Source organism: Actinomadura sp. KC345 (assembly GCF_004348515.1).
GTDB lineage: Bacteria > Actinomycetota > Actinomycetes > Streptosporangiales > Streptosporangiaceae > Spirillospora.
Genome location: NZ_SMKH01000122.1, coordinates 1 through 21,246 on the forward strand (window position 1 = coordinate 1; position 21,246 = coordinate 21,246).

Annotated in this window: 21 protein-coding genes; 16 read left to right on the forward strand and 5 right to left on the reverse strand. The window is 73.1% G+C overall.

Features of this window, described 5'->3' with window-relative positions; all coding sequences use genetic code 11:
• The 10 genes from E1281_RS20765 to E1281_RS20810 form a co-directional block, all read left to right on the forward strand.
• Window positions 1-722, forward strand: a 722-nt coding sequence (locus E1281_RS20765) for a histidine kinase (RefSeq protein ID WP_243717176.1), incomplete at its 5' end; no start/stop codon positions are given.
• A complete protein-coding gene (locus E1281_RS20770; protein WP_131880675.1) occupies window positions 719-1,381 on the forward strand; it encodes a response regulator transcription factor in 663 nt (220 codons plus the stop codon). The genes E1281_RS20765 and E1281_RS20770, both read left to right, overlap by 4 nt.
• A gap of 29 nt (window positions 1,382-1,410) precedes the next feature.
• Window positions 1,411-1,995, forward strand: coding sequence for a GNAT family N-acetyltransferase (locus tag E1281_RS20775; protein WP_243717178.1), 585 nt, complete (start codon window positions 1,411-1,413; stop codon window positions 1,993-1,995).
• A 69-nt stretch (window positions 1,996-2,064) separates the two neighbouring features.
• A complete protein-coding gene (locus tag E1281_RS20780; RefSeq protein ID WP_131880677.1) occupies window positions 2,065-2,256 on the forward strand; it encodes a hypothetical protein in 192 nt (63 codons plus the stop codon).
• Window positions 2,257-2,345: 89 nt separating this feature from the next.
• Window positions 2,346-3,425, forward strand: a complete 1,080-nt coding sequence (locus E1281_RS41320) for a TIGR03857 family LLM class F420-dependent oxidoreductase (RefSeq protein ID WP_131880679.1) — start codon at window positions 2,346-2,348, stop codon at window positions 3,423-3,425.
• The gene (locus tag E1281_RS20790) at window positions 3,422-4,444 is read left to right on the forward strand and encodes an oxidoreductase family protein (protein WP_207943394.1); all 1,023 of its coding nucleotides are present in this window, start codon (window positions 3,422-3,424) and stop codon (window positions 4,442-4,444) included. The genes E1281_RS41320 and E1281_RS20790 overlap by 4 nt, the downstream gene beginning before the upstream one ends.
• A gap of 132 nt (window positions 4,445-4,576) precedes the next feature.
• A complete protein-coding gene (locus E1281_RS20795) occupies window positions 4,577-5,521 on the forward strand; it encodes a DUF6282 family protein (protein WP_131880683.1) in 945 nt (314 codons plus the stop codon).
• A complete protein-coding gene (locus E1281_RS20800; RefSeq protein WP_131880685.1) occupies window positions 5,518-6,282 on the forward strand; it encodes an ABC transporter ATP-binding protein in 765 nt (254 codons plus the stop codon). Before E1281_RS20795 ends, E1281_RS20800 begins: the two co-directional genes overlap by 4 nt.
• Window positions 6,279-7,148: an ABC transporter permease gene (locus E1281_RS20805; RefSeq protein ID WP_131880687.1), complete on the forward strand. Its 870-nt coding sequence runs from the start codon at window positions 6,279-6,281 to the stop codon at window positions 7,146-7,148. Before E1281_RS20800 ends, E1281_RS20805 begins: the two co-directional genes overlap by 4 nt.
• A complete protein-coding gene (locus E1281_RS20810) occupies window positions 7,145-8,161 on the forward strand; it encodes an ABC transporter substrate-binding protein (protein WP_131880689.1) in 1,017 nt (338 codons plus the stop codon). Before E1281_RS20805 ends, E1281_RS20810 begins: the two co-directional genes overlap by 4 nt.
• A 98-nt stretch (window positions 8,162-8,259) precedes the next feature.
• On the opposite strand, the gene dacB is transcribed toward E1281_RS20810, so the two are convergent.
• On the reverse strand, window positions 8,260-9,786 hold the full coding sequence (gene dacB, locus E1281_RS20815; RefSeq protein ID WP_131880691.1) for a D-alanyl-D-alanine carboxypeptidase/D-alanyl-D-alanine-endopeptidase: 1,527 nt from the start codon (window positions 9,784-9,786) through the stop codon (window positions 8,260-8,262).
• 194 nt (window positions 9,787-9,980) lie between these two features.
• Here dacB and E1281_RS42835 point away from each other — a divergent pair, with 194 nt between their 5' ends.
• From E1281_RS42835 to E1281_RS20845, 6 genes are all read left to right on the forward strand, one after another.
• On the forward strand, window positions 9,981-11,657 hold the full coding sequence (locus tag E1281_RS42835; protein ID WP_131880693.1) for an ATP-binding cassette domain-containing protein: 1,677 nt from the start codon (window positions 9,981-9,983) through the stop codon (window positions 11,655-11,657).
• Between the two features lie 55 nt (window positions 11,658-11,712).
• Window positions 11,713-12,603 carry a branched-chain amino acid ABC transporter permease gene (locus E1281_RS20825; RefSeq protein WP_131880695.1) on the forward strand — a complete coding sequence of 297 codons (891 nt, stop codon included), beginning with the start codon at window positions 11,713-11,715 and terminating at the stop codon, window positions 12,601-12,603.
• Window positions 12,596-13,768: a branched-chain amino acid ABC transporter permease gene (locus E1281_RS20830; RefSeq protein ID WP_243717180.1), complete on the forward strand. Its 1,173-nt coding sequence runs from the start codon at window positions 12,596-12,598 to the stop codon at window positions 13,766-13,768. Before E1281_RS20825 ends, E1281_RS20830 begins: the two co-directional genes overlap by 8 nt.
• Window positions 13,769-13,780: 12 nt before the next feature.
• Entirely contained in the window at window positions 13,781-15,025 is a 1,245-nt protein-coding gene (locus tag E1281_RS20835; RefSeq protein ID WP_131880697.1) for an ABC transporter substrate-binding protein, read from the forward strand.
• Between the two features lie 13 nt (window positions 15,026-15,038).
• Window positions 15,039-16,634 (forward strand): class I adenylate-forming enzyme family protein, encoded by a 1,596-nt coding sequence (locus tag E1281_RS20840; RefSeq protein ID WP_131880699.1) that lies wholly within the window; start codon window positions 15,039-15,041, stop codon window positions 16,632-16,634.
• A gap of 100 nt (window positions 16,635-16,734) precedes the next feature.
• Complete coding sequence (locus E1281_RS20845; protein WP_131880701.1) at window positions 16,735-17,616, forward strand: universal stress protein; 882 nt, start codon at window positions 16,735-16,737, stop codon at window positions 17,614-17,616.
• A gap of 38 nt (window positions 17,617-17,654) precedes the next feature.
• Here E1281_RS20845 and E1281_RS20850 read toward each other — a convergent pair whose 3' ends face one another.
• From E1281_RS20850 to E1281_RS20865, 4 genes are all read right to left on the reverse strand, one after another.
• On the reverse strand, window positions 17,655-18,503 hold the full coding sequence (locus E1281_RS20850; RefSeq protein WP_131880703.1) for an SAM-dependent methyltransferase: 849 nt from the start codon (window positions 18,501-18,503) through the stop codon (window positions 17,655-17,657).
• A gap of 92 nt (window positions 18,504-18,595) precedes the next feature.
• Window positions 18,596-19,186 carry a TetR family transcriptional regulator C-terminal domain-containing protein gene (locus E1281_RS20855; protein ID WP_131880705.1) on the reverse strand — a complete coding sequence of 197 codons (591 nt, stop codon included), beginning with the start codon at window positions 19,184-19,186 and terminating at the stop codon, window positions 18,596-18,598.
• A 78-nt stretch (window positions 19,187-19,264) separates the two neighbouring features.
• On the reverse strand, window positions 19,265-20,296 hold the full coding sequence (dmpG, locus tag E1281_RS20860) for a 4-hydroxy-2-oxovalerate aldolase (protein WP_131880707.1): 1,032 nt from the start codon (window positions 20,294-20,296) through the stop codon (window positions 19,265-19,267).
• A complete protein-coding gene (locus E1281_RS20865; protein WP_131880709.1) occupies window positions 20,293-21,189 on the reverse strand; it encodes an acetaldehyde dehydrogenase (acetylating) in 897 nt (298 codons plus the stop codon). Before E1281_RS20865 ends, dmpG begins: the two co-directional genes overlap by 4 nt.
• Between the last annotated feature and the right edge of the window lie 57 nt (window positions 21,190-21,246).

The window sequence follows — 21,246 nt, forward strand, 5'->3', positions numbered from 1 at the left end:
TCCTCGAACTGGCCTGGCTGATCGCCGCCGGGGCCGCGGGCGAGGCACTGCGGCAGGCCGAGCGGCGGGCGGACGAGGCCGAGCGCACCCGGGAGGAGACCGCCCGGCTGCGTGCCACCGAGGAACGGCTGCACATCGCGCGGGAGCTGCACGATTCGCTCACCCACCAGATATCGATCATCAAGGTGCAGGCCGGAGTGGCCGTCCACCTGGCCCGCAAGCGCGGCGAGCACGTGCCGGAGGCCCTGCTGGCGATCCAGGAGGCCGGCCGGGAGGCGAACCGCGAGCTGCGAGCGACCCTGGACACCCTGCGCGACGACCCCGGGACCCCGTCGCACGGGCTCGATCACATCCCGGACCTGGTGGAACGAGCCAGGGGGACGGGCTTGAACACGACGCTGACGATCGAAGGGCGACGGCACCACGTGCCGGCCGCGGTGGACCGGACCGCCTACCGGATCGTCCAGGAGGCGCTCACCAACACCGCCCGCCACGCCGCCGCGGACACGGCGTCGATCCGGATCGACTACCGCCCGGACGCCCTCGCCATACGCGTCGACGACGACGGCAAGGCCGCGCCGGGCCCCGCGCCGGTGCCCGGCGCGGGGCTCCTCGGAATGCGCGAACGCGTCACGGCCCTCGGTGGGCGCATGCGCGCGGAACCGCGCAGCGAGGGCGGCTTCAGCGTCCAGGCCGAGTTCCCCGTGGGCCGGCCCTCGTGATCCGCGTCCTGCTGTGCGACGACCAGTCGCTCCTCCGAGGGGGATTCCGGGCGCTGCTCGACGCCGAGGACGACATCGAGGTGGTCGCCGAAGCCGCCGACGGCCAGGAGGGCCTGGCGCTCATCGGCGAGCACCTCCCCGACATCGCGCTCATCGACATCCAGATGCCGGTCATGGACGGCATAGAGACCACCCGGCGCATCGCCGCGGACCCGGCCCTGGCCGGGGTGCACGTCGTCATCCTGACCAACTACGGCTTCGACGAGTACGTCTTCAACGCGCTGCGCGCCGGCGCGGCCGGATTCCTGGTCAAGGACATCGAGCCGGAAGACCTGCTTCACTCCGTGCGCGTCGCCGCCCGCGGTGATGCGCTGCTCGCACCGTCGATCACCAGGAAGCTGATCGACCGGTACGTCTCCCAGCCGCTCGGCACGGAGGCCGGCACGGAGCTGAAGGAGCTGACCAACCGCGAACGCGAGGCCGTCGCCCTCGCCGCGCGGGGCCTGTCCAACGACCAGATCGCCGGGCGCATGGTGATCAGCCCGGTGACGGCGAAGACCCACATCAACCGGGCCATGACGAAGCTCCGGGCCCGCGACCGCGCCCAGCTCGTGGTCCTCGCCTACGAGTCCGGCCTGGTGGCCCCGCGCCGGACCTGAATCGCCGGACGATTCTGTACAGTCGGCCGGTGCGTCGAATTCTGCGAACCGACAGGTTGGTGCTGCGTCGCTGGGAGGCGGGGGACCGGGAGCCCTTCGCCGCACTCAACGCCGACCCCGAGGTCATGGCGCATTTCCCCGCCCCGCTGACCCGTGCGGAAAGCGACGCCATGGTCGACGGGATCGAAGCCCGCTTCGAAGGGGAGGGCTTCGGCTTCTGGGCCCTGGAAACCGCTGACACCAACCGGTTCATCGGATTCACCGGCCTGGCGGTCGTGCGTTTCGACGCGCCGTTCACGCCCGCGGTGGAGATCGGCTGGCGGCTCGCCCGCTCCGCCTGGGGCCACGGATACGCCGCCGAGGCCGCGCGCCGCGCTCTCCGCTTCGCGTTCGACGACGCCCGCCTCGACGAGGTGGTCTCCTTCACCAGCACGGCCAATCTGAGATCGCAGGCCGTCATGGAGCGCATCGGCATGGTCCGGGACGCCGCCGGCGACTTCGACCATCCGCTCGTCGACGACGGCCACCGCCTGAAACGGCACGTGCTGTGGCGGATCACCGCCGCCGCATGGCACGGCGACCATCGCCGGACGGCCCGGATGGAGTCCCGCTAGGCGCCGCGCTTCCCGGAGACATCCGGCGATCGGGTTGCCGGCCGGGGCCCGGCACCGCACTCTGGGGCAATGATCAAGAAGTCGCGGCGGCGGAGCCGGCTCGCGGTCGCATGGTGCGCCGTGCTCCTCGCGCTGGTCATCGGCTCGGCCGCGGTGCAGATCGCGGGACTCGGCCTGATGACCCTGCTGCCCCTGCTGGCCCTGTCCTGCGCCCGCGCATCCGGACGAGGCGCCGCCTCGTCCGCCCGCCTTGATCTGTGACGACCGTCTTGATCTGGACAACTGTCCAGACTAAAGTCCGCGTAGTGCGACGCGGCCGGGCCGACGCCCCCTGACCCGAGGAACCGCCCATGGACGACCTTCCCGAACTGGGCTTCTACGGACTGGCCGGGCATTCGGCCACACCCCGCGACCTGCTCGCCGAGGTCGCCGAGGGGGAGCGCCTGGGGCTCGGCTCGGTCTTCCTGTCCGAACGGTTCACGACCAAGGAGGCCGCGACGCTGTCCGGCGCCGCGGCCGCGGCCGGCGAGCGGATCGGCATCGCCACCGCCGCGACCAACCACAACACCCGGCACCCCCTGCTGACCGCCACCTTCGCCACGACGATGCACCGGCTGTCCGGCGGGCGCTTCGCGCTCGGCCTCGGACGCGGCTTCGACATGCTCTTCGACGTCATGGGCCTGCCCCGTGTCACCACCGCGCAGCTCGAGGACGTCACCGGAATCCTGCGCCGCCTGTGGCGCGGCGAAGCGGTGGCCGGGCACGAGGGCCCGGCCGGGACCTTCCCCTTCCTCAGCCAGGATCCGTCCTTCGACGAGGACATCCCGGTGATCCTCACCGCGATGGGGGAGCGGACCCTGGAGTTCGCCGGGCGGATCGCCGACGGCGTCGTCCTGCACACCTTCTTCACCGACGAGACCCTCGCCAGGTCGGTCGCGGCCGTCCGCCGCGGAGCGGCCGAGGCCGGCCGCGACCCGGAGTCCGTCCGCGTCTGGTCGGTGCTGGCCACGGTCGGCGACCACCTGGACGAGGAGCTCCGCCTCCGCAAGCTGGTCGGCCGCCTGGCCACCTACCTGCAGGGGTACGGCGACCTCCTGGTGCGCGTCAACGGGTGGGACCCCGCCGTCCTGGCCCGCTTCCGCGCCGACGACCTGGTCACGGGCTACCCCGGTGCCTTCGACGCGATCGGGACGACCGGCGACCTGAACCACGTGGCCGGGCTGATCCCGGACGAATGGCTCGCCGCGTCCGCGACCGGCACCCCCGGCCGGTGCGCGGCGCGCGTCCTCGACCAGTTCGGGGCGGGGGCGGACGGCGTCATCCTGCACGGCGCGACCCCCGCCGAACTGGCCCCCGTCCTGGACGCCTACCGCCGCGTCCGCCCGCACGGCCTCGACGACCTTCCCCGCAACCCGGGCCGGAGCCGGTGAAGACCGTCTCCGGGTCCGAGGGGCTGACCGCCTCCTGGCTCGGCGAGGTGCTCGGCGGCCGGGTCGACACCGTGGACGTGAAGGCCGTCGGCACCGGCCAGATCGGCTCGTGCTTCAGGCTGACCCTGACCGGCGCCGGCGTGCCCGGCGGGCTGGTGGCCAAGCTCCCCGCCGCCGACCCCGCCGCCCGCGCCCTCCTCGGCGGCGCCTACCGCACGGAGGTGCTCTTCTACCGGGACGTCGCCGAGACCGTCGCCATCCGCACGCCGCGCTGCCACCACGCCGCCATCGACCCGGAGACCTTCGACTTCGTGCTCCTCCTGGAGGACCTCTCCCCGGCGGTCCAAGGCGACCAGCTCACCGGCTGCTCGATCCGGGAAGCCGGGGGCTGCGTGCTCGCCCTGGCCGGCCTGCACGGCCCCCGCTGGTGCGACGAGTCCCTGCTGGACGCCGACGGCCTCCACCACAGCACCGAGGCTGACGCGGATACGCTCGCCGAGGTCTACGCCCCCGCCGTCGAAACCTTCGTCGACCGCTTCGCAGACCGCCTCGACCCGGCCGACCGGGACACCCTGCGCCGGACCACCGAGACCATCGGCCCCTGGCTGGTGGCCCGTTCCGACCGCTTCGGCCTCGTCCACGGCGACTACCGGCTGGACAACCTGCTCTTCCCACCGGACGGCAGCGGCGCGACCACGGTCGACTGGCAGACCCTCACCATCGGTCTCCCCGCTCGCGACCTGTCGTACTTCCTGGCCACCAGCCTCACCACCGAGGCCCGCCGCACTCACGAACGCGACCTCGTCACCCGCTACCACGAGGCGCTGCTCGGCCACGGCGTCACCGGCTACCCGCTTGACCTCTGCTGGGACGACTACCGCTTCGCCCTCCTGCAAGGCCCCCTCATCACCGTCCTGGGCTGCGCCTACGGCGCCCCCACCGAACGCGGCGACGCCATGTTCCTGACCATGGCCGCCCGAGCCTGCGCCGCCATCCGCGACCTCCAAGCCCCGGCCTGACGCGAGGCCCTTCTCCGCCACGCCGGTCACCGATCCCCACGTGTTCGATGGACGCCGTCTATTGACGGGTGTCGCCGAAATTGTTAACAATTTCGGCATCAGTGGTGGCGACATGCGATCCGAGGTGCAGGGATGACCGAACATCCGAGGCCGTCCGAAAGGGCGCGCGACCTCGTGCGCGGCGCCTACGACGTGCACATCCACGTGGCGCCGGACGTGATGGAGCGCCGCATCGACGACCTGGCGCTCGCGCCGAGGTTCGCGGCGGCGGGGCTGGGCGGCTTCGTGCTGAAGTCGCACTACTTCCCGACCGCGGAGCGCGCCGCCGTGGTGCGCGCCGCCGTCCCCGGGTTCGGCGCGGTCGGGGCGATCACGCTGAACGGGTCGGTGGGCGGCATGAACCCCGTCGCGGTCGAGCTGGCCGGACGCGCCGGGGCCCGGTTCGTGTGGCTGCCCACCGTCGACAGCGCCAACCAGCGCGCCTGCACGGCGAGCGACCCCGAGGGCGCGCGCCCGCCGATGTGGGCGCGGCTGCAGGAGGAGCTGCGGGCGGACGGCATGGCGGCCGATCCGGTGGACGTCGTCCAGGACGGCCGCGTCACCGACGCGACCAGGCAGGTGCTCCGCGTGATCGCGAAGCACGACATGACGCTCGCCACCGGTCACCTCGGCACAGCGGAGATCGGCACCGTCGTGGACACGGCCGCCGCGGAGGGGGTGCGCCGCATCGTCGTCACCCACCCAGAGTTCACCTCCCAGCGGGTCGCGGCGGAACGGCAGCGGGAACTCGCGGCGAAGGGCGCCCTGATGGAGCGCTGCTTCACGACCCCCTACACAGGGAAGGTCTCCTGGGACCTCTGGGTGGACAACATCCGGGCCGTGGGCCCCGAGCACTCCGTCCTGTCCAGCGACCTCGGCCAGCCGTTCAACCCGCCCGTCGAGGACGGGCTGGCGCTCATGGCCGACCGGCTGCTCGCCGAGGGCTTCACCGAAGACGACGTGCGGGTCATGGCCGTGCGCAACAGCCGATGGCTCGCCGGCGCCGACGCCGTCCGACCCGGGGAGGCCCGGTCATGACCCCCGTCCTCAGGATGCGGAACCTGAGCAAGCAGTTCGTGAAGGACGACAAGGGCATCGTCGCGCTGCGCGACTTCAGCCTGGACGTCGCCGAGGGCGGCTTCGTCAGCGTCCTCGGCCGGAGCGGCTGCGGGAAGTCCACGATCCTGAACCTGCTCGCCGGCCTGGTCCCGCCCACGTCCGGGGAGCTGTTCTACCGCGACAGGCCGATCTCCCGGCCGCGCGTCGAGGTCGGCTACCTGACGCAGTCCGACACGCTGATGCCCTGGCGGGACGTGCGGCGCAACATCGAGATGCCGATGGAGGTGCGCAAGGTGCCCGCCGCCCGCCGCCGCGAGCGCGCCGGGGAGCTGATCGAACGGGTCGGGCTGCGCGGGTTCGAACGGCACTACCCGCGCGAGCTGTCCGGCGGCATGCGGCGGCGGGTCAGCCTCGCGCGGATGCTGGTCGGCGACCCCGAGACCCTGCTGATGGACGAGCCGTTCGGCGCGCTGGACGCCCAGCTGCGCTCCGATCTGCAGAAGGAGCTGCTGCGCCTCTGGCAGGGCAGCGGCCAGACCGTGGTGTTCGTGACGCACGACATCGAGGAGGCGCTCCTGCTCGGCGACCGGGTGGTCGTGCTCGGCCGCCTCGGCCGTGTGGTGCTGGACGAGGCGATCGACCTGCCCCGCCCGCGCGACCCCGACGAGATGCGGGTCGACGCCCGCTTCGTCGCCCTGCACGGCGAGCTCACCGGCGCACTGAGAGAGGGGGCGCGATGAGCGCGGAGACCCGGCCCGCCGGCAAGGGCGAGGAGGCCGGCGCACCCGAGGCCGGCGCGCCCGAGACCGTCGCGATCGAGCGGGGCTTCGGGGGCCGGTACGGCGGCACGGCCGGTGTGTGGGCCGCCCGCGTCGTCCTGGTGGCGGCGGTGCTGCTCGTCTGGCAGTGGGGGGCCGACCGCTGGTTCGACGTCATCTTCACCAGCAGGCCCACCGAGATCTGGGAACGCCTGGTGCAGTGGCACGAGGACGGCATCCTGTGGTCCAACACCTGGGTCACCATCCAGGAGATCGTCTACGGGTTCGCGCTGGGCGCCGCGGCGGGGGTGCTGCTGGGGTTCCTGCTCGCGTCGGCGACGCTGCTCTACCGGGTCCTCGACCCGTTCATCATGGCGCTCTACTCGATCCCGAAGGTGGCGCTGGCGCCGCTGTTCATCGTCTGGTTCGGCATCGGCATGAACATGAAGGTGCTGCTCGCCGCCGCGACCGTGTTCTTCCTGGTGTTCCTCAACACCGTCGCCGGAGTCCGGGAGGTCGACCGCGGCCTGGTCGACGCCGTCCGGCTGATGGGCGGCGGGCGGCTGCACGTCACGTTCAAGGTCGTGCTGCCGGGAGCGATGACCGGTGTCCTCACCGGCCTGAAGGTCGCGATCCCGTACGCCCTGATCGGCGCGGTGATCGGGGAGCTGGTGGCCTCCAACCGCGGCCTCGGCTACCTCATCAACGACGCCGCCGCGCAGTTCGACACGGCCGGGGTGTTCGCCACGCTGGTCGTGCTGAGCGTGATCGCCGCCGTGCTGAACCTGCTGGTCGGCCTGCTCGACCGCAGGCTGAGCCGCTGGAAGCCGCTGGAGGCGCGCCGATGAGGCGCCTCGCGGCGGCGGTCCTCGTCCTCGTCCTCGTCGTGACGGGGTGCGCCGAGCGCACGTCCACCACCCCGCCCGGCGTGCTGAACGTCGGCCAGATCAGCAACTCGATCGCGTTCCTCCCGCTGTTCATCGCGGAGGAGAAGGACTACTTCGAGCAGGAGGGCGTCAGGCTCGGGGAGCGCCCCCGCCTCGGCACCGGGGCCAAGGTCGCGGCCGCGCTGAAGTCCGGCGGCGTCGACGTCGGCGCGGGCGTGCTGACCGACGCCCTCAACCTCGCCCGCATCGACGACGAGACGCGGCTCGTCTCCAACCTCGTCGACAGGTACTACGTCGACATCATCGTGGGCCGGGACTTCGACGGACCGCCGGCCTCCGCGCCGCTGGAGCAGCGGATCCGCGCGCTGCGCGGCAAGAAGATCGGCATCACCGGCCCCGGCAGCGGCACCGAGGCGCTCGTCACCTACCTGCTGCGCCGCGTCGGGATGCGCTCCGACACCGACGTCGAGCTCGTCAACCTCGGCGCCAAGGCCACCTCCGCGATCGGCGCGTTGAAGACCGGCCGGGTCGACGCGCTGTCGTTCTTCCAGCCGATCGCGCAGCAGGCCGAGGCCGCGGGCGCCGGGTCGCTCTACCTCTCCCCGTCCCGGGGCGACATCCCCGGATTCGAGCGCACGGCACACGGCGTCGTCTTCACCACCGAGCGCCTCATGAAGAAGAAGCGCGAGGAGATCGCGGCGTTCCAGCGCGCCATCGGCCGCGCGTTGCGCGACATCCACGAGCACCCGGACCAGCTGCCCGGACTGCTCGGCGCCTATCTCAAGACCACCGACCCCAAGGCGCGCGCGGCGATGATCCCGATCATCCGCACGGAGGTCCCCGAGGAGATCGGCTTCACCCGGGCCTCGTTCGACACGGCCATCGAGTTCCACCGCACCACGGGCCTCGTCGAGCGCGTCCCGAAGTACGAGGAGATCGTCCCGCCGAACCTGCGAACCTCGCCGGACGACTGACGTTCCCATCGGTGGCCTGGAGGAACTCCTCCAGGCCACCGATGGGCGATCCCGCCTGGATCCGTACCGCGACGCGGTCCGGAGCACCTGAGCCCGGTCTACGGACGGACGCCGTCGAGCCAGGTGGGTTCGAGGTCGCCGCCGTTCACCGGGGCCTTGCGGCGGAGCGTGGTCCGCGCGTCGTCATCGTCGCCCGTGGCGAGCCGCACGGCGATCTTGTCCTCGATGTCCTTCGGCGCGCCGCCGGCGTAGCCGTTGAAGACGCTGGAGAAGACCAGCGTGCGGCCGTCGGGGTCCTTCACGTACCCGGACAGCCCCGTGACGCCGGTCATCGTGCCGGTCTTGGCGTGGACGTTCCCGGCGGCGGCGGTGTCGCGCATCCGCTCCGCGAGCGTCCCGCCGACCATCGGGTCGGGCCGCCCGGCGATGGGGAGCGCGTTGTACCAGGTGGAGAACCAGGGCCGCTCGCGGACGTTCCTCAGCAGCGTGGTGAGCTGGGTGGCCGTCGTGAAGTTGCCCCGCGACAGGCCCGAGCCGTCCGTCAGGGTCACCTGCGAGGTGTCGACGCCGAGCCGACCGAGGTGGGCGGTGATCGCGGGCAGCCCGGCCTCCCAGGTGCCCTTGCCCCGCACCTTGCGGCCGATGGACTTGACCAGGGTCTCGGCCATGACGTTGTTGCTCAGCTTCAGGTAGGGCGTGGCGAGCTTCGACAGCGGCATCGAGGTGCGGGTGGCGATCTTCTTGACGCCCCGCGGCGTCCTGCCGCGCTCGGTCGCGCCGGCCACCTGGACGCCGTGCGCCTTCAGCGCCTTGCGGAAGACGTCCGCCGCGTACAGCGTCGGCCCCTCGACCGTCCGCAGGACGCTGGTGGGCTCCCCGCCGGCGGGGTGGGAGCCGGTGATGACGATCGTGTTGGAGCCGTTGGCCCGGTTCGCCTCAAGGGTGGACGCCGATCCGGGTGCTCCGGTGACCGCCTTGTTGTCGATCTTCACCACGTCGGTCTCGGGGGTGAGCCCGACCCGGACCGGCGCTCCCTCGCGGGCGCCGGGGGCGAGGGAGATCTCGATCGAGCCGGCGTCGAAGTCGTCGTTGGGGGAGATCGTGAGCGCGGACGTCTGCCCGGCGTAGGCGTACTGGAGATCCGTGGGGTCCCAGTCGGCCGGGGTCCGCTTGGCGTCGAACCATGTGTCGTCGGCGACGAGATCGCCCTTGATCCGGGTGATGCCCTTGGCGGCGACGGCGGCGGCGAGCCGGTCGTACTCGGCGGCCCGCATCGTCGTGTCGCCGGTTCCCTTGAGGTAGAGGTCGCCGCCCTTGACGCCCACCGCCGTCCGGAACCGGTAGCCGGGCCCCAGGATGCCGAACGCCGCCGCCGAGGTCTGGAGCTTGTTGTTCGAGGCGGGCGTGACCCTCCCGTCGCCGTTGCGGTCGTAGAGGACGCCGCCGGTCTCGGCGTCCCGGACGACCACGTCCACGGTCGCGCCCTGGAGACGCTCGTCCTTGAGGATCGCGTCCAGATCGTCCGCCAGCTCCCCTGCCGGGGCGGCATAGGCGGGGACGGCGGCGGCACCGCCCATGAGCAGGCTTGCTCCCAGCAGGAGAGATATCCCGACGTTTCTGATCATGGGAGCCGAGTCTAGGAACGCGGGGCGGCCTCCCCAAGCATTTCCGGTGAACCGGCGCTCTCGATCGGGCGCGGGACGGGTGACCTCAATCACATTAATATACAAACAACCCTTGACGCGCGACACTACATTGTCTAGCGTTCCGGGCTGTCGAGGTAAGCGTCCCGACTGCTCCGCGTGGAGGGAAGGCCTCAATGCCCACCAGATCCGGACCAGCTCGGGACACCGCCACCGCCTCCGGCGATCCGCTCCTCGCGGTCGACGGCCTCGACGTCGGCTACAACGGTGCGGTGCGCGCCCTGCGCGGGGTGTCGCTGCGGGTCCCGCGCGGCGGCGTGGTCGCCGTGCTGGGCGGGAACGGCGCCGGCAAGACGACCCTGCTGCGCGCCGTGTCCGGAGCGCTCGGCCCGGCCGGCGGCGCGATCACCGCGGGGACGGTCCGCTTCGACGGCCGCGACATCGGCGGGCTGCCGGCCGCGGAGATCGTGCGGGCGGGCGTGGCGCAGGTACCCGAGGGCAGGCGGGTGTTCCGCGACCTCACGGTGGAGGAGAACCTGCGGGCCGGCGGGTTCGGCACGCCGGGACGGAGCAGGCGCGAGGCGCTCGCGCGGGTCTTCGAGCTGTTCCCCGACCTGGCCGGCCGGCGCGGGCAGCGGGCCGGGCTGCTGTCCGGGGGCCAGCAGCAGATGCTCGCCATCGGCCGCGGGCTGATGAGCCGGCCCCGGCTGCTCCTGCTGGACGAGCCGTCGCTCGGCCTCGCGCCGCAGCTGGTCGCGCAGATAGGCGAGATCATCGCGGAGATCAACCGGCAGGGCACGGCGGTGCTCCTGATCGAGCAGAACGCCGTCATGGGGCTGCGGGTCGCGGACGACGCCTACGTGCTGGAGGTCGGGCAGGTGGCCGCGTCCGGACCGGCGGAGGAACTGGCCGGGACCGACGAGATCCGCAGCCGCTATCTCGGCGGCACGGCGGCGTCCACCGGCGCCACCACCGGCGCCGACCCTGACACCGGCTCCGGGACCGGAGGGGCGGGCACGCGGGCCGGCGGGCTGACGGACCTGGCCGCCGCCGTGCACGCGGGCGCCGGTGACCGCGCCGTGCGCGCCGAGGCGCTGCGCGTGGACGGCGCGACCGTCCGGTTCGGGGGCGTCACCGCGCTCGCCGACGTCTCCTTCGAGATCGCGCCCGGCACCGTGCATGCGCTCATCGGCCCGAACGGGGCCGGCAAGTCGACGTGCATCAACGTCCTCGGCGGGGCGTACAAGGTCGCCGCCGGGACCGTCCGCTACGGCGACCGGGTCCTCACCGGGCTGCGGGCGGACCAGATCGCGGGCCTGGGCGTCGCCCGGACGTTCCAGAACATCTCGCTCTCCCTCGACGCCACGGTCGCCGACAACCTGCTCACCGGACGGCACCGCCTGATGCGGTCCGGTGTGGTCGGCGGCGCGCTCGGCCTGCCGCGCGCCCGCCGGGAGGACCGCGAGCACCGGGCCCAGGCGGGCCGGGTCGCCGAGCTGCTGGGCCTCACCGGCCTGCTCGGCCGGTCCGTGCACACGCTCTCCTACGGCGACCGCAAGCGGGTCGAGCTGGGGCGCGCGCTGTGCGCCGAGCCGACCCTGCTGCTCCTGGACGAGCCCGTCGCCGGGATGAACCACGAGGAGTCCGCCCGGATGGCCGAGACGATCACGGCCGTCCAGCGGGAGCTCGGGATCTCGATCCTGCTCGTCGAGCACGACATGCCGTTCGTGATGGGCCTCGCCCAGCGCGTCACCGTCCTGGACTTCGGCCGCCTCATCGCCGACGGCACGCCCGCCGAGGTCCAGCGCGATCCCGCGGTCCTCCGGGCCTACCTCGGGTCGGAGGCCGCATGAGGGACGGAGGCCGCATGAGGGACGGGGGCGGCGTGCGGAAAGGAAGGCCCGCGGCATGAGCTACCTGCTGACCCAGCTGGTCAACGGCGTGTCGCTCGGACTGGTGCTCGGGCTGATCGCGGTCGGCTTCGTGGTCGTGTTCAAGTCCACCGGCGTGCTGAACTTCGCGCACGGATCGGTGCTGCTGCTCGGCGCCTACCTCGTCGCGCGGCTCCATTCGGAGATCGAGTTCTGGGGCGCGCTCGCGGTCGGGGTGCTGGGCGCGGCCCTGGTCGCGGCACTGGTCAACACGCTGCTGGTGCGGCACGTCGCCGAGCACGACCCGGGCGTGTTCGCGATCCTGACCATCGGCGTGGACATCCTGCTGCTCACCGAGCTGACCAGGCAGATCGGCAACGACGTCCTCAACATCGGGGCCCCGTGGGGCGCCTCGGTGGTCACGGTCGCCGGGGTGAGCCTCCCGGCCTCGCGGGCGGCCGCCGCCGGGACGGCGCTGGTGCTGTTCGCCGTGCTCGGGGTACTCGCGGCCCGCACCGACTGGGGGATCGCGATGCGCGCGGCCGCGTCCGACCCCGACACCGCCTCGCTGATGGGCATCCGGCTCGGCCGCACCAGCGCGATCGGGTGGGGCCTGGCCGGCGGGCTGGCGGCCGTGGCCGGGGTGTTCCTCACCTCCTACCCGACGCCAGGCGTCGAGCCCGGCGTGTCCGTCGTCGCCTTCGCCGCCATCCCCGCCTGGGTGCTGGGCGGGTTCGACTCGGTGCCCGGAGCCGTCGTCGGCGGTCTCGTCGTCGGGGTCGCGCAGGCGCTCGCCGTGGGCTACGAGTCCGGCCTGCACTTCCTCGGCAGCGGCTTCGGCGAGGTCGTGCCCTACGCGGTGATGGTCCTGGTCCTGCTGCTGCGCCCGCACGGGCTGTTCGGCCAGAAGGAGGCCATCCGTGTCTGACCGGCCGCCCGCGCCCTCGCCCGCCCGCCTCCGGGCCGTGACGCCGCCCCGCGCCGCCGGCGCCGCGCTGCTCGCCCTCGCGGTCGCCGGGCCGCTGTGGCTCACCGACTTCTGGCTCCAGGCCGGGCTGTTCGCGATGGCCGCCGTGGTCGGGGCGATCGGCCTCACCCTGCTGGTCGGCGTCGCGGGCCAGCTCTCGCTCGGCAACGCGTTCTTCCTCGGCGTCGGCGCCTACACCTACACCCTGCTCGCGGGCGAGCGGGAGGACGAGATGTCCGGCTTCGGGCTGCCGCCGGTGCTCGCCCTCATCGCCGCCGCCGTGGTGTCGGGCGCGGCGGGCGCCGCGTTCAGCCCGATCGCCGGGCGGCTGCGCGGCATCTACCTCGGGCTCGCCTCACTCGGGCTCGTGTTCCTCGGCCGGCACGTCTGGCTCAACGCCGAGGACGTCACCGGCGGATACAACGGCCGCACCGTCGAGGCGTTCGCGGTGCCCGGCTTCAGCTTCAGCGACGAGAACCCGGAGTACCTCGCGGTGCTCGGGACGCCGTTCGGGGAGCTGCACCGCCTCTGGTACCTGTTCCTCGCCGTCGCCCTGCTGGCCGCCGTCTTCGGCCGTGGCATCAAGGCCGGACGGGCGGGCCGCGCGATGGCCGGCGTCCGCGACGGGGAGACCGCCGCGGCGTCCGTCGGCATCCAGGTCGCCAGGGTCAAGGCCACCGCGTTCACCGTCTCCTCCGTCTACGCGGGGGTCGCCGGCGCGCTGACGGCGCTGGCGTTCGGCCGGATCGCGCCGGACTCGTTCGCGCTGACGGTGTCCATCGACTACCTGGTCATGATCGTGCTGGGCGGGGCCGGCTCGATCGCGGGCGCCTCCGCGGGGGCGGTGTTCGTCTCCGTGCTGCCGCTGCTGCTCGTCCAGTACAGCGCGCAGCTCCCCTTCCTGTCCGCACCCGGCTCCGGTGGTCTCGACGCCGCCACGCTGAGCCGGTTCGTCTACGGCGTCGCGATCGTCGCCGTCCTGATCCTCCTGCGCGGCGGGCTCGCGGGGGCCCTGCGCCACGGGGGGACCCGGGCCGGGCGGACGGGCGACCCTGGCCGTTCCGGGGAGTCGTCCCCCCGCAAGGACAGGCCCGATCCGCAGGTTCCGCCGAACGTTCCAGCCTGAAGGAGACCACCCATGACGATCCGTCCCCTCGCCGCGGCGGCGCTGTGCCTGGCGGCGCTCGCGGCATGCAGTACCACCGACCCCAACGCCGGCGAGGGAGAAGGCGGTACGGGGGTCCGCACCGGCAACGGCGTCACCGAGTCGGAGATGAGGATCGGTGTGCTCACCGACCTGTCCGGGCCGTTCAAGGCCGGCGCCGCAGTCCAGGTCCAGGAGAAGAAGGCCTACTGGGCGGCCAAGAGCGCGCAGGGCGGCATCTGCGGCCGCAAGATCACGGTCGACGTGCGCGACCACGGCTACAATCCGCAGCGTGCCGTGTCGCTGTACCGGAGCATGTCGCCGGACATCGTGGCGCTCCAGCAGGTGCTCGGCTCGCCGGTCGTCGCGGCCATCCTCCCCCTCGCCGAGAAGGACGACCTCTACGTCGGCGGCATGGGCTGGCCCAGCGTCGCCCTGGAGCACCGGGTGGCGCAGATCCCCGGCACCACCTACAGCATCGAGGCCGCCAACGCCGTCGACTACCTGGTGGACACGCTGAAGGTCCCCGAGGGCAGCACGATCGGGCACGTCTACTTCGAGGGCGACTTCGGCGGCGACTCGCTCGCCGGTGCCAGGCACGCCGCCAAGGAGCGCGGGCTGAAGGTCCACCCGATCAAGATCACCCCGCAGGACTCCGACATGTCCGCCCAGGCGACGGCGCTGGAGCGGGCGGACGCCAAGGGCGTGATCCTGGGCGCCTCCCCGTCGCAGCTGTCCTCGCTGGCCAGCGTGCTCGCCTCCAACGGGGTGAACGTCCCCCTCATCGGGAACACCCCCACGTTCAACCCCGCGCTGCTGAACACCCCGGCCAGGGAGGGCCTGCTCAAGAACTTCTACACCGTGACCACGGTCGCCCCCTACAGCGGGGAGGGCGCCGGGGTGAAGAAGGCCACCGAGATGTTCGAGAAGAACGCGCCGGACGGGACCAAGGGCTGGGAGGTCCCGCTCGCCTACGGGCAGGCCGAACTGCTCGCGGCGGCGCTGGAGGCGGCGTGCAAGGCCGGTGACCTCACGCCCGAGGGCGTGGTCGAGGCAATGCGCAAGACGTCGGACCTGGACACCCAGGGGCTGTTCGCGGGGACGCTGAACTTCACCGAGGTTGGCCAGCCGCCCACACGCAAGGTGTTCGTCTCCAAGGCGGACCCGGAGGCACCGGGAGGCCTGAAGGTGGTCGGCACGGTCGAGGGCCCGAGCGCCGTCAGCTACAAGTTCGAGTGAGCGGATCGGTGCCGTGCCGGGGACGTTCCAGCGTTCGGAGACGCAGGGCCCGCCGAGCCCGCCGCTCGATGAGGCGGTGGTCGGCGACGTGCTCCGCCGGGCCGCCCGGCTCGGGCCGGACGACCCGGTCCTGACCGGCGTCGCCCCGGCGGGCGCGGGCGGGCCGGCGCCCGCGGTCTGGACGGCGGCGGAGCTGCTGGCCGACGCGACCGCCGTGGCGGCGTCGCTGCTGCGCCTCCACCCGCCCGGCACGCGCGTCGCCACGTACCTGCCGAACGGCCCCGAAGCGGTCCTGCTGCAGTTCGGCGTGGCGCTGGCCGGCATGGTGCTGGTGCCGGTCAACCCGAGGTCCCGGCCGGACGAGCTGGCGCATGCGCTCGGCCTGTCGGGGGCCGCGAGCCTGTACGTCCGCGACGAGGCCGCGGGCCCGGCCGGCGAGGCCGCGTCCCGGCTGCCGCGGCTCGGTGAGGTGGTGCGCCTGGACGGGGACTGGCGGCCGCCGCGTGCGGAGGGCCCGGCCCCGGCCCTCCCGTACGTCGACCCGGACTCCCTGGCCCAGATCCTGTTCACCTCCGGGACGAGCGGCCGCCCCAAGGGAGTGCGGATCCACCATCGCGGCATGGTGCACACCTCCCACGCGTTCAACCGGCGCATCGGCCTGCCCCCAGGCGGCGTGTGGGTCGACCCCATGCCGCTGTTCCACACCGCGGGCAACGTCCTCGGCGTGATGGGGGCGCTGTGGCAGCGCGCCGAGCACGTCGTGATGCGGTTCGAGCCCGCCGCGGTGCTGGAGGCCGTGGACGCGCGGCGGGCGACGCTGCTGTCCGCCGCGCCGACGCTGCTGCACCTGCTGATGGACCACCCGGACTTCCCCGCCACCGGCATGCGCGACCTGCGGGTCGTGTTCACCGGCGGCATGACCCTGACCCCGTCGATGGTCGGCACGATCGAGGCGCGCTTCGGCGCGCCGCTGTCGGTCACGTTCGGCATGACGGAGACGTGCGGCTGCGCCCTGCAGACCGCGCCGCTGGCCGACGGGACCGAGGTGCGCCGCACCACGGTCGGGACCCCCGTCGAGGGGACCGGCGTCCGGGTGGTGGACGCCGCCGGAGAGGTGGTCCCGGTCGGCCGGTCCGGGGAGCTCCTGCTGCGCGGCGCGCGGCTGACCCAAGGCTACTACGGCGACCCGGAGGCGACCGCCCGCGCGATCGACGCCGACGGCTGGCTGCACACCGGCGACCTGGCCGTGATGGACGCCCGCGGCAGGCTGCGCATCGCCGGCCGCCTCACTGACATGATCAAGACCGGGGGAGAGAACGTCGCGCCGGAGGAGGTCGAGGAGGTCGTCACCGGCCATCCCGGCGTGGCGCGGGCGGCGGTGGTCGGCGTCCCGGACGCCCGGTGGGGCGAGCTGGTGGTCGCCTTCGTCGTCCCCGAGCCCGGCGCGGACTTCGACCCGGACGCGGTCACCGCGTACTGCCGCGAACGCCTCACCCCGTTCAAGGTGCCCCGGCGGTGGACCGTCGTCGGCGAACTGCCGCTGACGGCCTCGGCCAAGGTCAGGCGCGCCGAACTGCGCCGCCGCGCCGCGGCGCCGCGGGACGGCTGACGCGGGCGTCCACCGATCATGTCGTGGGGCCCTCGGGCCTCCGGCCGCCCTTCTCCGGCGCGCGGTATGCGCGCAGACTGGGTGGTAGGAGGGCAGGAACATGAACAGCGTGGAAAGGATTCGACGGCCGCACGTCCTGTTCGGCTATGACGGCACGCAGGGGAACGACGCCGCGTTGCGCTGGGCGGTCGAGGAGGCCCGGCTGCGCGACCTCGACCTGGTGGTCTGCCACTGCTGGCACTGGCCCTACGCGCGCGACCACGAGGACCCGGACGCTGAGACGATCATGAAGCGCGCGGGGGACAACCTGCTGACGCGGGGCGTCCGCCGCGCGCGGGAACTGGGGGCGCCCGGGACGGTGCGCCGGCGCCTGATGCGGGGACCGGTCGACGAGGCGCTGCTGCGCGCGTCCGCCTCCGCGGAGCTGCTCGTGATCGGCCCGGACGTGCGGCCAGGCACCGGCGTGACCGCGGCGGGCCTGCCGGCGCGGGCGGAACGGCCGCTGATCGTCGTGCCGGACGGGCGGAGGCGGCCCCGTCTGGTCGCCGCGGGGACCGACGGGACGTCCGGTTGCGACCCGGTGCTCGGCTTCGCGTTCGAGGAGGCGGCCCTGCGCGGCTGGGACCTGCACGTGGTCCACGGATGCTGGGAGCCGGGGGCGGTGAGCGAGTCGGAACTGGCCCTGTTCAACGACAGGGAACTGCTGGAGAAGACACGGGCGGCCGAGCTGGAGGAGAGCGTCGCGCCGTGGCGGGAGCGCCACCCGGAGATCGGCATGACGGTGTCGCTGCTGCTGGAACGGCCGGGCGAGGCCCTGGCGGACGCGGCGCGGGACGCCGGGCTCCTCGTGCTCGGCGACCGGGGGGCCGGCCCCGATCCGCTCGGCACCGGCCCCGATACGCTCGGCGCGACCAGCGCGCAGATGCTCCGCCGGGCCTCCTGCCCGGTGGCGATCGTCCCGGGCCGGAGGTCCCGTGACTGACGGCGGCCCGGCGCTCGGATCGGCGCCGCGGACCGGCGCTACGGCCTGCGGAGGATGCCGCCGTACTCGGTGAGGTCGCGCCCCATCTTCGAGGCCCCGGCGAACGCGGACAGCTCCTCCGGTACGGGCGCGAGCGGCGGCTGGCCGGGGTCGGGGCGCCAGTCGACGATGTCGGTGAGCCCCGGCTCGACGGGTACCAGGTCGCTCCGGAAGAGCGCGTCGACCTCCGCGCGGCTGCGGCCCCGCCACGGCATGCCCGCGCCGTTCGCGGTGGCGTCCACCTCGGCGCGGCGCTCGGGATCGTCGCAGACGACCTGGGTGAAGGCCAGGTGGCTGCCGGGGGCGGCGCGGTCGATGACGTGGTGCAGGACGCCGGCCGGGTCGTCGCTGTCGAGCAGGTGGTGGCCGATGGACAGGAACAGCACGGCGACGGGCTCGTCGAAGTCGATGAGGCGCTTGACCTCCTCGTGCTCCAGGACGCCCGCCTGATCGCGCATGTCGGCCGTGATCACGACGGTGGAGCCGTCGCCGGCCAGCAGCGCGCGGGCGTGCGCGAGCACGATGGGGTCGATGTCGACGTAGACGACGCGGGCGTCGGGCGCGAACTTCTGCGCGACCTGGTGGACGTTGTCGTCGGTCGGGAGCCCGCAGCCCATGTCGAGGAACTGCCTGATCCCCGCCTCGGCGGCCAGGTACCGGACGGCCCGGTACAGGAACCGCCGGTTCTCCCGGACGAGATCGACGAACTCGGGGAAGTGCGGAAGGCTCTGCAGCGCGAACCGCCGGTCGACCTCGTAGTTGTCCTTGCTGCCCAGGGCCCACCCGTACACGCGGGCGGACGTGGGAATTTCGTGGGGGATCTCGTCCGAGACGTCCGCTGCGCCCACCGCGTGCTCCTGACCGTCAAAATGAGCCAATTTGTAGGGGTTTCAGGCTAGCGGCCGGGGGCCCCGCCGTACCCCCGTCCCGCATAAAACGATCACGGTTTCGCCACCAGGGCGGCGGTCGCGTCCAGCGCCGGGTCCGTCGGCAGGTCGGGGTCGAGGATCAGCTGGAGCAGCAGGCCGTCCAGGATGGCGGTGAACAGGATGGCGGTGCCCTCGCGGCGCTCGGCCGGCCAGTCCGGGCACAGCTCTTCCAGCCGCGCCGCGATCCGGCCGCGCAGGGACCGCGACCAGTCCCGCCGCTCGGCGCCCATCCGCGGATCGCGCAAGGCCCTGACCAGCAGTTCCGCGGCCAGTCTGAGGTTGCGTTCCCCGGCGACCATGTCCGGGACGAGATCGCGCACCGCGCGCACCGCGGCCGGGGTGTCCGGCGCCGCGAGCAGCGCGTCCACCACCGGCTCGATGATCATTTCGGTGGCCCGCTGCGCGACGGCGACGTGCAGCCCGGGCAACCCGTTGAAGTAGTGGTGGAGGAGGCCCGGCCGGGTCCGGGCGCGGTCCGCGACGGCCCTGGCCGTGATCGCGGGCCAGCCGCCCTCGGCGAGCAGATCGAGACCGATCCGGACGAGCTGGTCGCGGCGCGCCCGCCCGCGAGGAGTCGACGCGCGATGGTCCTCGTGGGTCATCACGCCAAGCTATCCCAGCGCCTGCATCGTGCAAAGATCACGGGAGCCCGCCCGGACGGGCGGGCTCCCGTGCCGCGCTCAGGACGCGCGCTCGCGCTCGGCGCGGAGCTGGAGCGCCACGTCGATGATCATGTCCTCCTGGCCGCCGACGTACCCGGCCTCGCCGACCTTCTGCAGGATCTCGTGCGCCGGGACCTCGTAGCGCTCGGCGGCGCGCTCGGCGTGCAGCAGGAAGCTGGAGTACACGCCCGCGTACCCCTGCGTGATCGCGCCCCGGTCGGCGAACGGCAGCCGGTGCAGGAACGGCTTCACCACGTCGTCGGCGGCTGCCATCACCCCCTGCACGTCCACCCCGGTCGGGACGCCGAGCCGCTCGAACGTCGGGACCAGCACCTCGGTGGGGGAGTTGCCCGCCCCCGCGCCCAGCGCGCACAGCGCCCCGTCGATCTGCAGGGCGCCGTTCTGCTGCGCCAGCACCGAGTTCGCGACGCCCAGCGACAGGTTCTGGTGTCCGTGGAAGCCGACCTGCGCCTCCCGCCCGATCTCCTTGACCACGGCGCTGATCCGCTCCTGCGCCTCCCCGAGGACGAGGGCGCCCGCGGAGTCGACGACGTAGACGCACTGGGCGCCGCCGTCCACCATGATCCGGGCCTGCTTCGCCAGCTCCTCCGCCGGCACCCGGTGCGCCATCATCAGGAACCCGACGGTCTCCATGCCGAGACCGCGGGCGGCGGCGAAGTGCTGGAGCGACACGTCCGCCTCGGTGCAGTGCGTCGCGATGCGGGCGACGGACGCGCCCGCGCCGTGCGCCAGCTTCAGGTCCTCGACCGTCCCGACGCCCGGCAGCATCAGGATGGCGATCTTGGCGCGGGCCGCCTCGTCCACGGCGGCGGCGACGAGCTTGACGTCGTCCTCCAGCGAGAAGCCGTAGTTGAACGACGAGCCGCCGAGGCCGTCGCCGTGCGTGACCTCGATGACCTCCACACCGGCGCCGTCCAGGGCGTGCACGACGCCGCGGACCTGCTCCTCGCTGAAGCGGTGCGCCATCGCGTGGCTGCCGTCGCGCAGCGTCGAGTCGGTGATCCTGATCTTCTGTGCGGTGTCACTCATGCGGTGGCCTTCCTGCGCGCGAGCTGCTCGCCGACCCGGGCGGCGGCCGCGGTCATGATGTCGAGGTTGCCGGCCCAGGGCGGCAGGTAGTCGCCGTTGCCGCGGACCTCCAGGAACACCGCGACGCGAGCCATCCCGTTCCAGATGTCGCGGGGCTCGTCGAACTGCGGCTCCGCGCGCAGCGTGTACCCGGGCACGTAGGTGCCGACCTCGGCGACCATCTTCTCGATCGACTCGGAGATCGCCTTGGTGTCGGCGTCGGACGGGATCGCGCAGAACACCGTGTCCCGCATGATCATCGGCGGGTCCACCGGGTTCAGGATGATGATCGCCTTGCCGCGCCCGGCGCCGCCGACCTTCTCGATGGCGCGGGCGGTGGTCTGGGTGAACTCGTCGATGTTGGCGCGGGTGCCGGGACCCGCCGAGCGGGACGCGATCGACGCGACGATCTCCGCGTACGGCACCGGGACCACCGAGGAGACCGCGTGCACGATCGGGATCGTCGCCTGCCCCCCGCACGTGATCATGTTGAGGTTCGGGGCGTCCGACAGCGTCTCCAGGTTCACCGGCGGGCACACCAGCGGCCCGGTCGCGGCGGGCGTGAGGTCGACCGCCGTGATCCCCGCCTCCTCGTAGCGCGGGGCGTTGGCCAGGTGCGCCTTCGCGGACGTGGCCTCGAACACGATGTCGGGCAGTGTCGGCTGGGACACCAGCCAGTCCACGCCCTCCGCCGACGCCGGGACGCCCAGCTCGCGGGCGCGCTTCAGGCCGTCGGACTCCGGAACCACCCCCACCATCGAGTGGACGTCGATCAGCTCACTGCGCATCAGCTTGACCAGCAGGTCGGTCCCGATGTTGCCGGGCCCGACGATCGCGGCGCTCAGCTTGCTCATGCCTGCCTCCTGCGGGGGGACGACCCCCCGCGCCCCCCGGATCGCTTCGCTCATGCC

What these genes read in the sequence shown, in the direction of transcription:
- E1281_RS20780 (WP_131880677.1), top strand. Translation starts at nt 2,065, where the DNA reads ATGATCAAGAAGTCGCGGCGGCGGAGCCGGCTCGCGGTCGCATGGTGC.
- E1281_RS41320 (WP_131880679.1), top strand. Translation starts at nt 2,346, where the DNA reads ATGGACGACCTTCCCGAACTGGGCTTCTACGGACTGGCCGGGCATTCG.
- E1281_RS20795 (WP_131880683.1), top strand. Translation starts at nt 4,577, where the DNA reads ATGACCGAACATCCGAGGCCGTCCGAAAGGGCGCGCGACCTCGTGCGC.
- E1281_RS20800 (WP_131880685.1), top strand. Translation starts at nt 5,518, where the DNA reads ATGACCCCCGTCCTCAGGATGCGGAACCTGAGCAAGCAGTTCGTGAAG.
- E1281_RS20805 (WP_131880687.1), top strand. Translation starts at nt 6,279, where the DNA reads ATGAGCGCGGAGACCCGGCCCGCCGGCAAGGGCGAGGAGGCCGGCGCA.
- E1281_RS20810 (WP_131880689.1), top strand. Translation starts at nt 7,145, where the DNA reads ATGAGGCGCCTCGCGGCGGCGGTCCTCGTCCTCGTCCTCGTCGTGACG.
- dacB (WP_131880691.1), bottom strand. Translation starts at nt 9,786, where the DNA reads ATGATCAGAAACGTCGGGATATCTCTCCTGCTGGGAGCAAGCCTGCTC.
- E1281_RS42835 (WP_131880693.1), top strand. Translation starts at nt 9,981, where the DNA reads ATGCCCACCAGATCCGGACCAGCTCGGGACACCGCCACCGCCTCCGGC.
- E1281_RS20825 (WP_131880695.1), top strand. Translation starts at nt 11,713, where the DNA reads ATGAGCTACCTGCTGACCCAGCTGGTCAACGGCGTGTCGCTCGGACTG.
- E1281_RS20835 (WP_131880697.1), top strand. Translation starts at nt 13,781, where the DNA reads ATGACGATCCGTCCCCTCGCCGCGGCGGCGCTGTGCCTGGCGGCGCTC.
- E1281_RS20845 (WP_131880701.1), top strand. Translation starts at nt 16,735, where the DNA reads ATGAACAGCGTGGAAAGGATTCGACGGCCGCACGTCCTGTTCGGCTAT.
- E1281_RS20855 (WP_131880705.1), bottom strand. Translation starts at nt 19,186, where the DNA reads ATGACCCACGAGGACCATCGCGCGTCGACTCCTCGCGGGCGGGCGCGC.
- dmpG (WP_131880707.1), bottom strand. Translation starts at nt 20,296, where the DNA reads ATGAGTGACACCGCACAGAAGATCAGGATCACCGACTCGACGCTGCGC.
- E1281_RS20865 (WP_131880709.1), bottom strand. Translation starts at nt 21,189, where the DNA reads ATGAGCAAGCTGAGCGCCGCGATCGTCGGGCCCGGCAACATCGGGACC.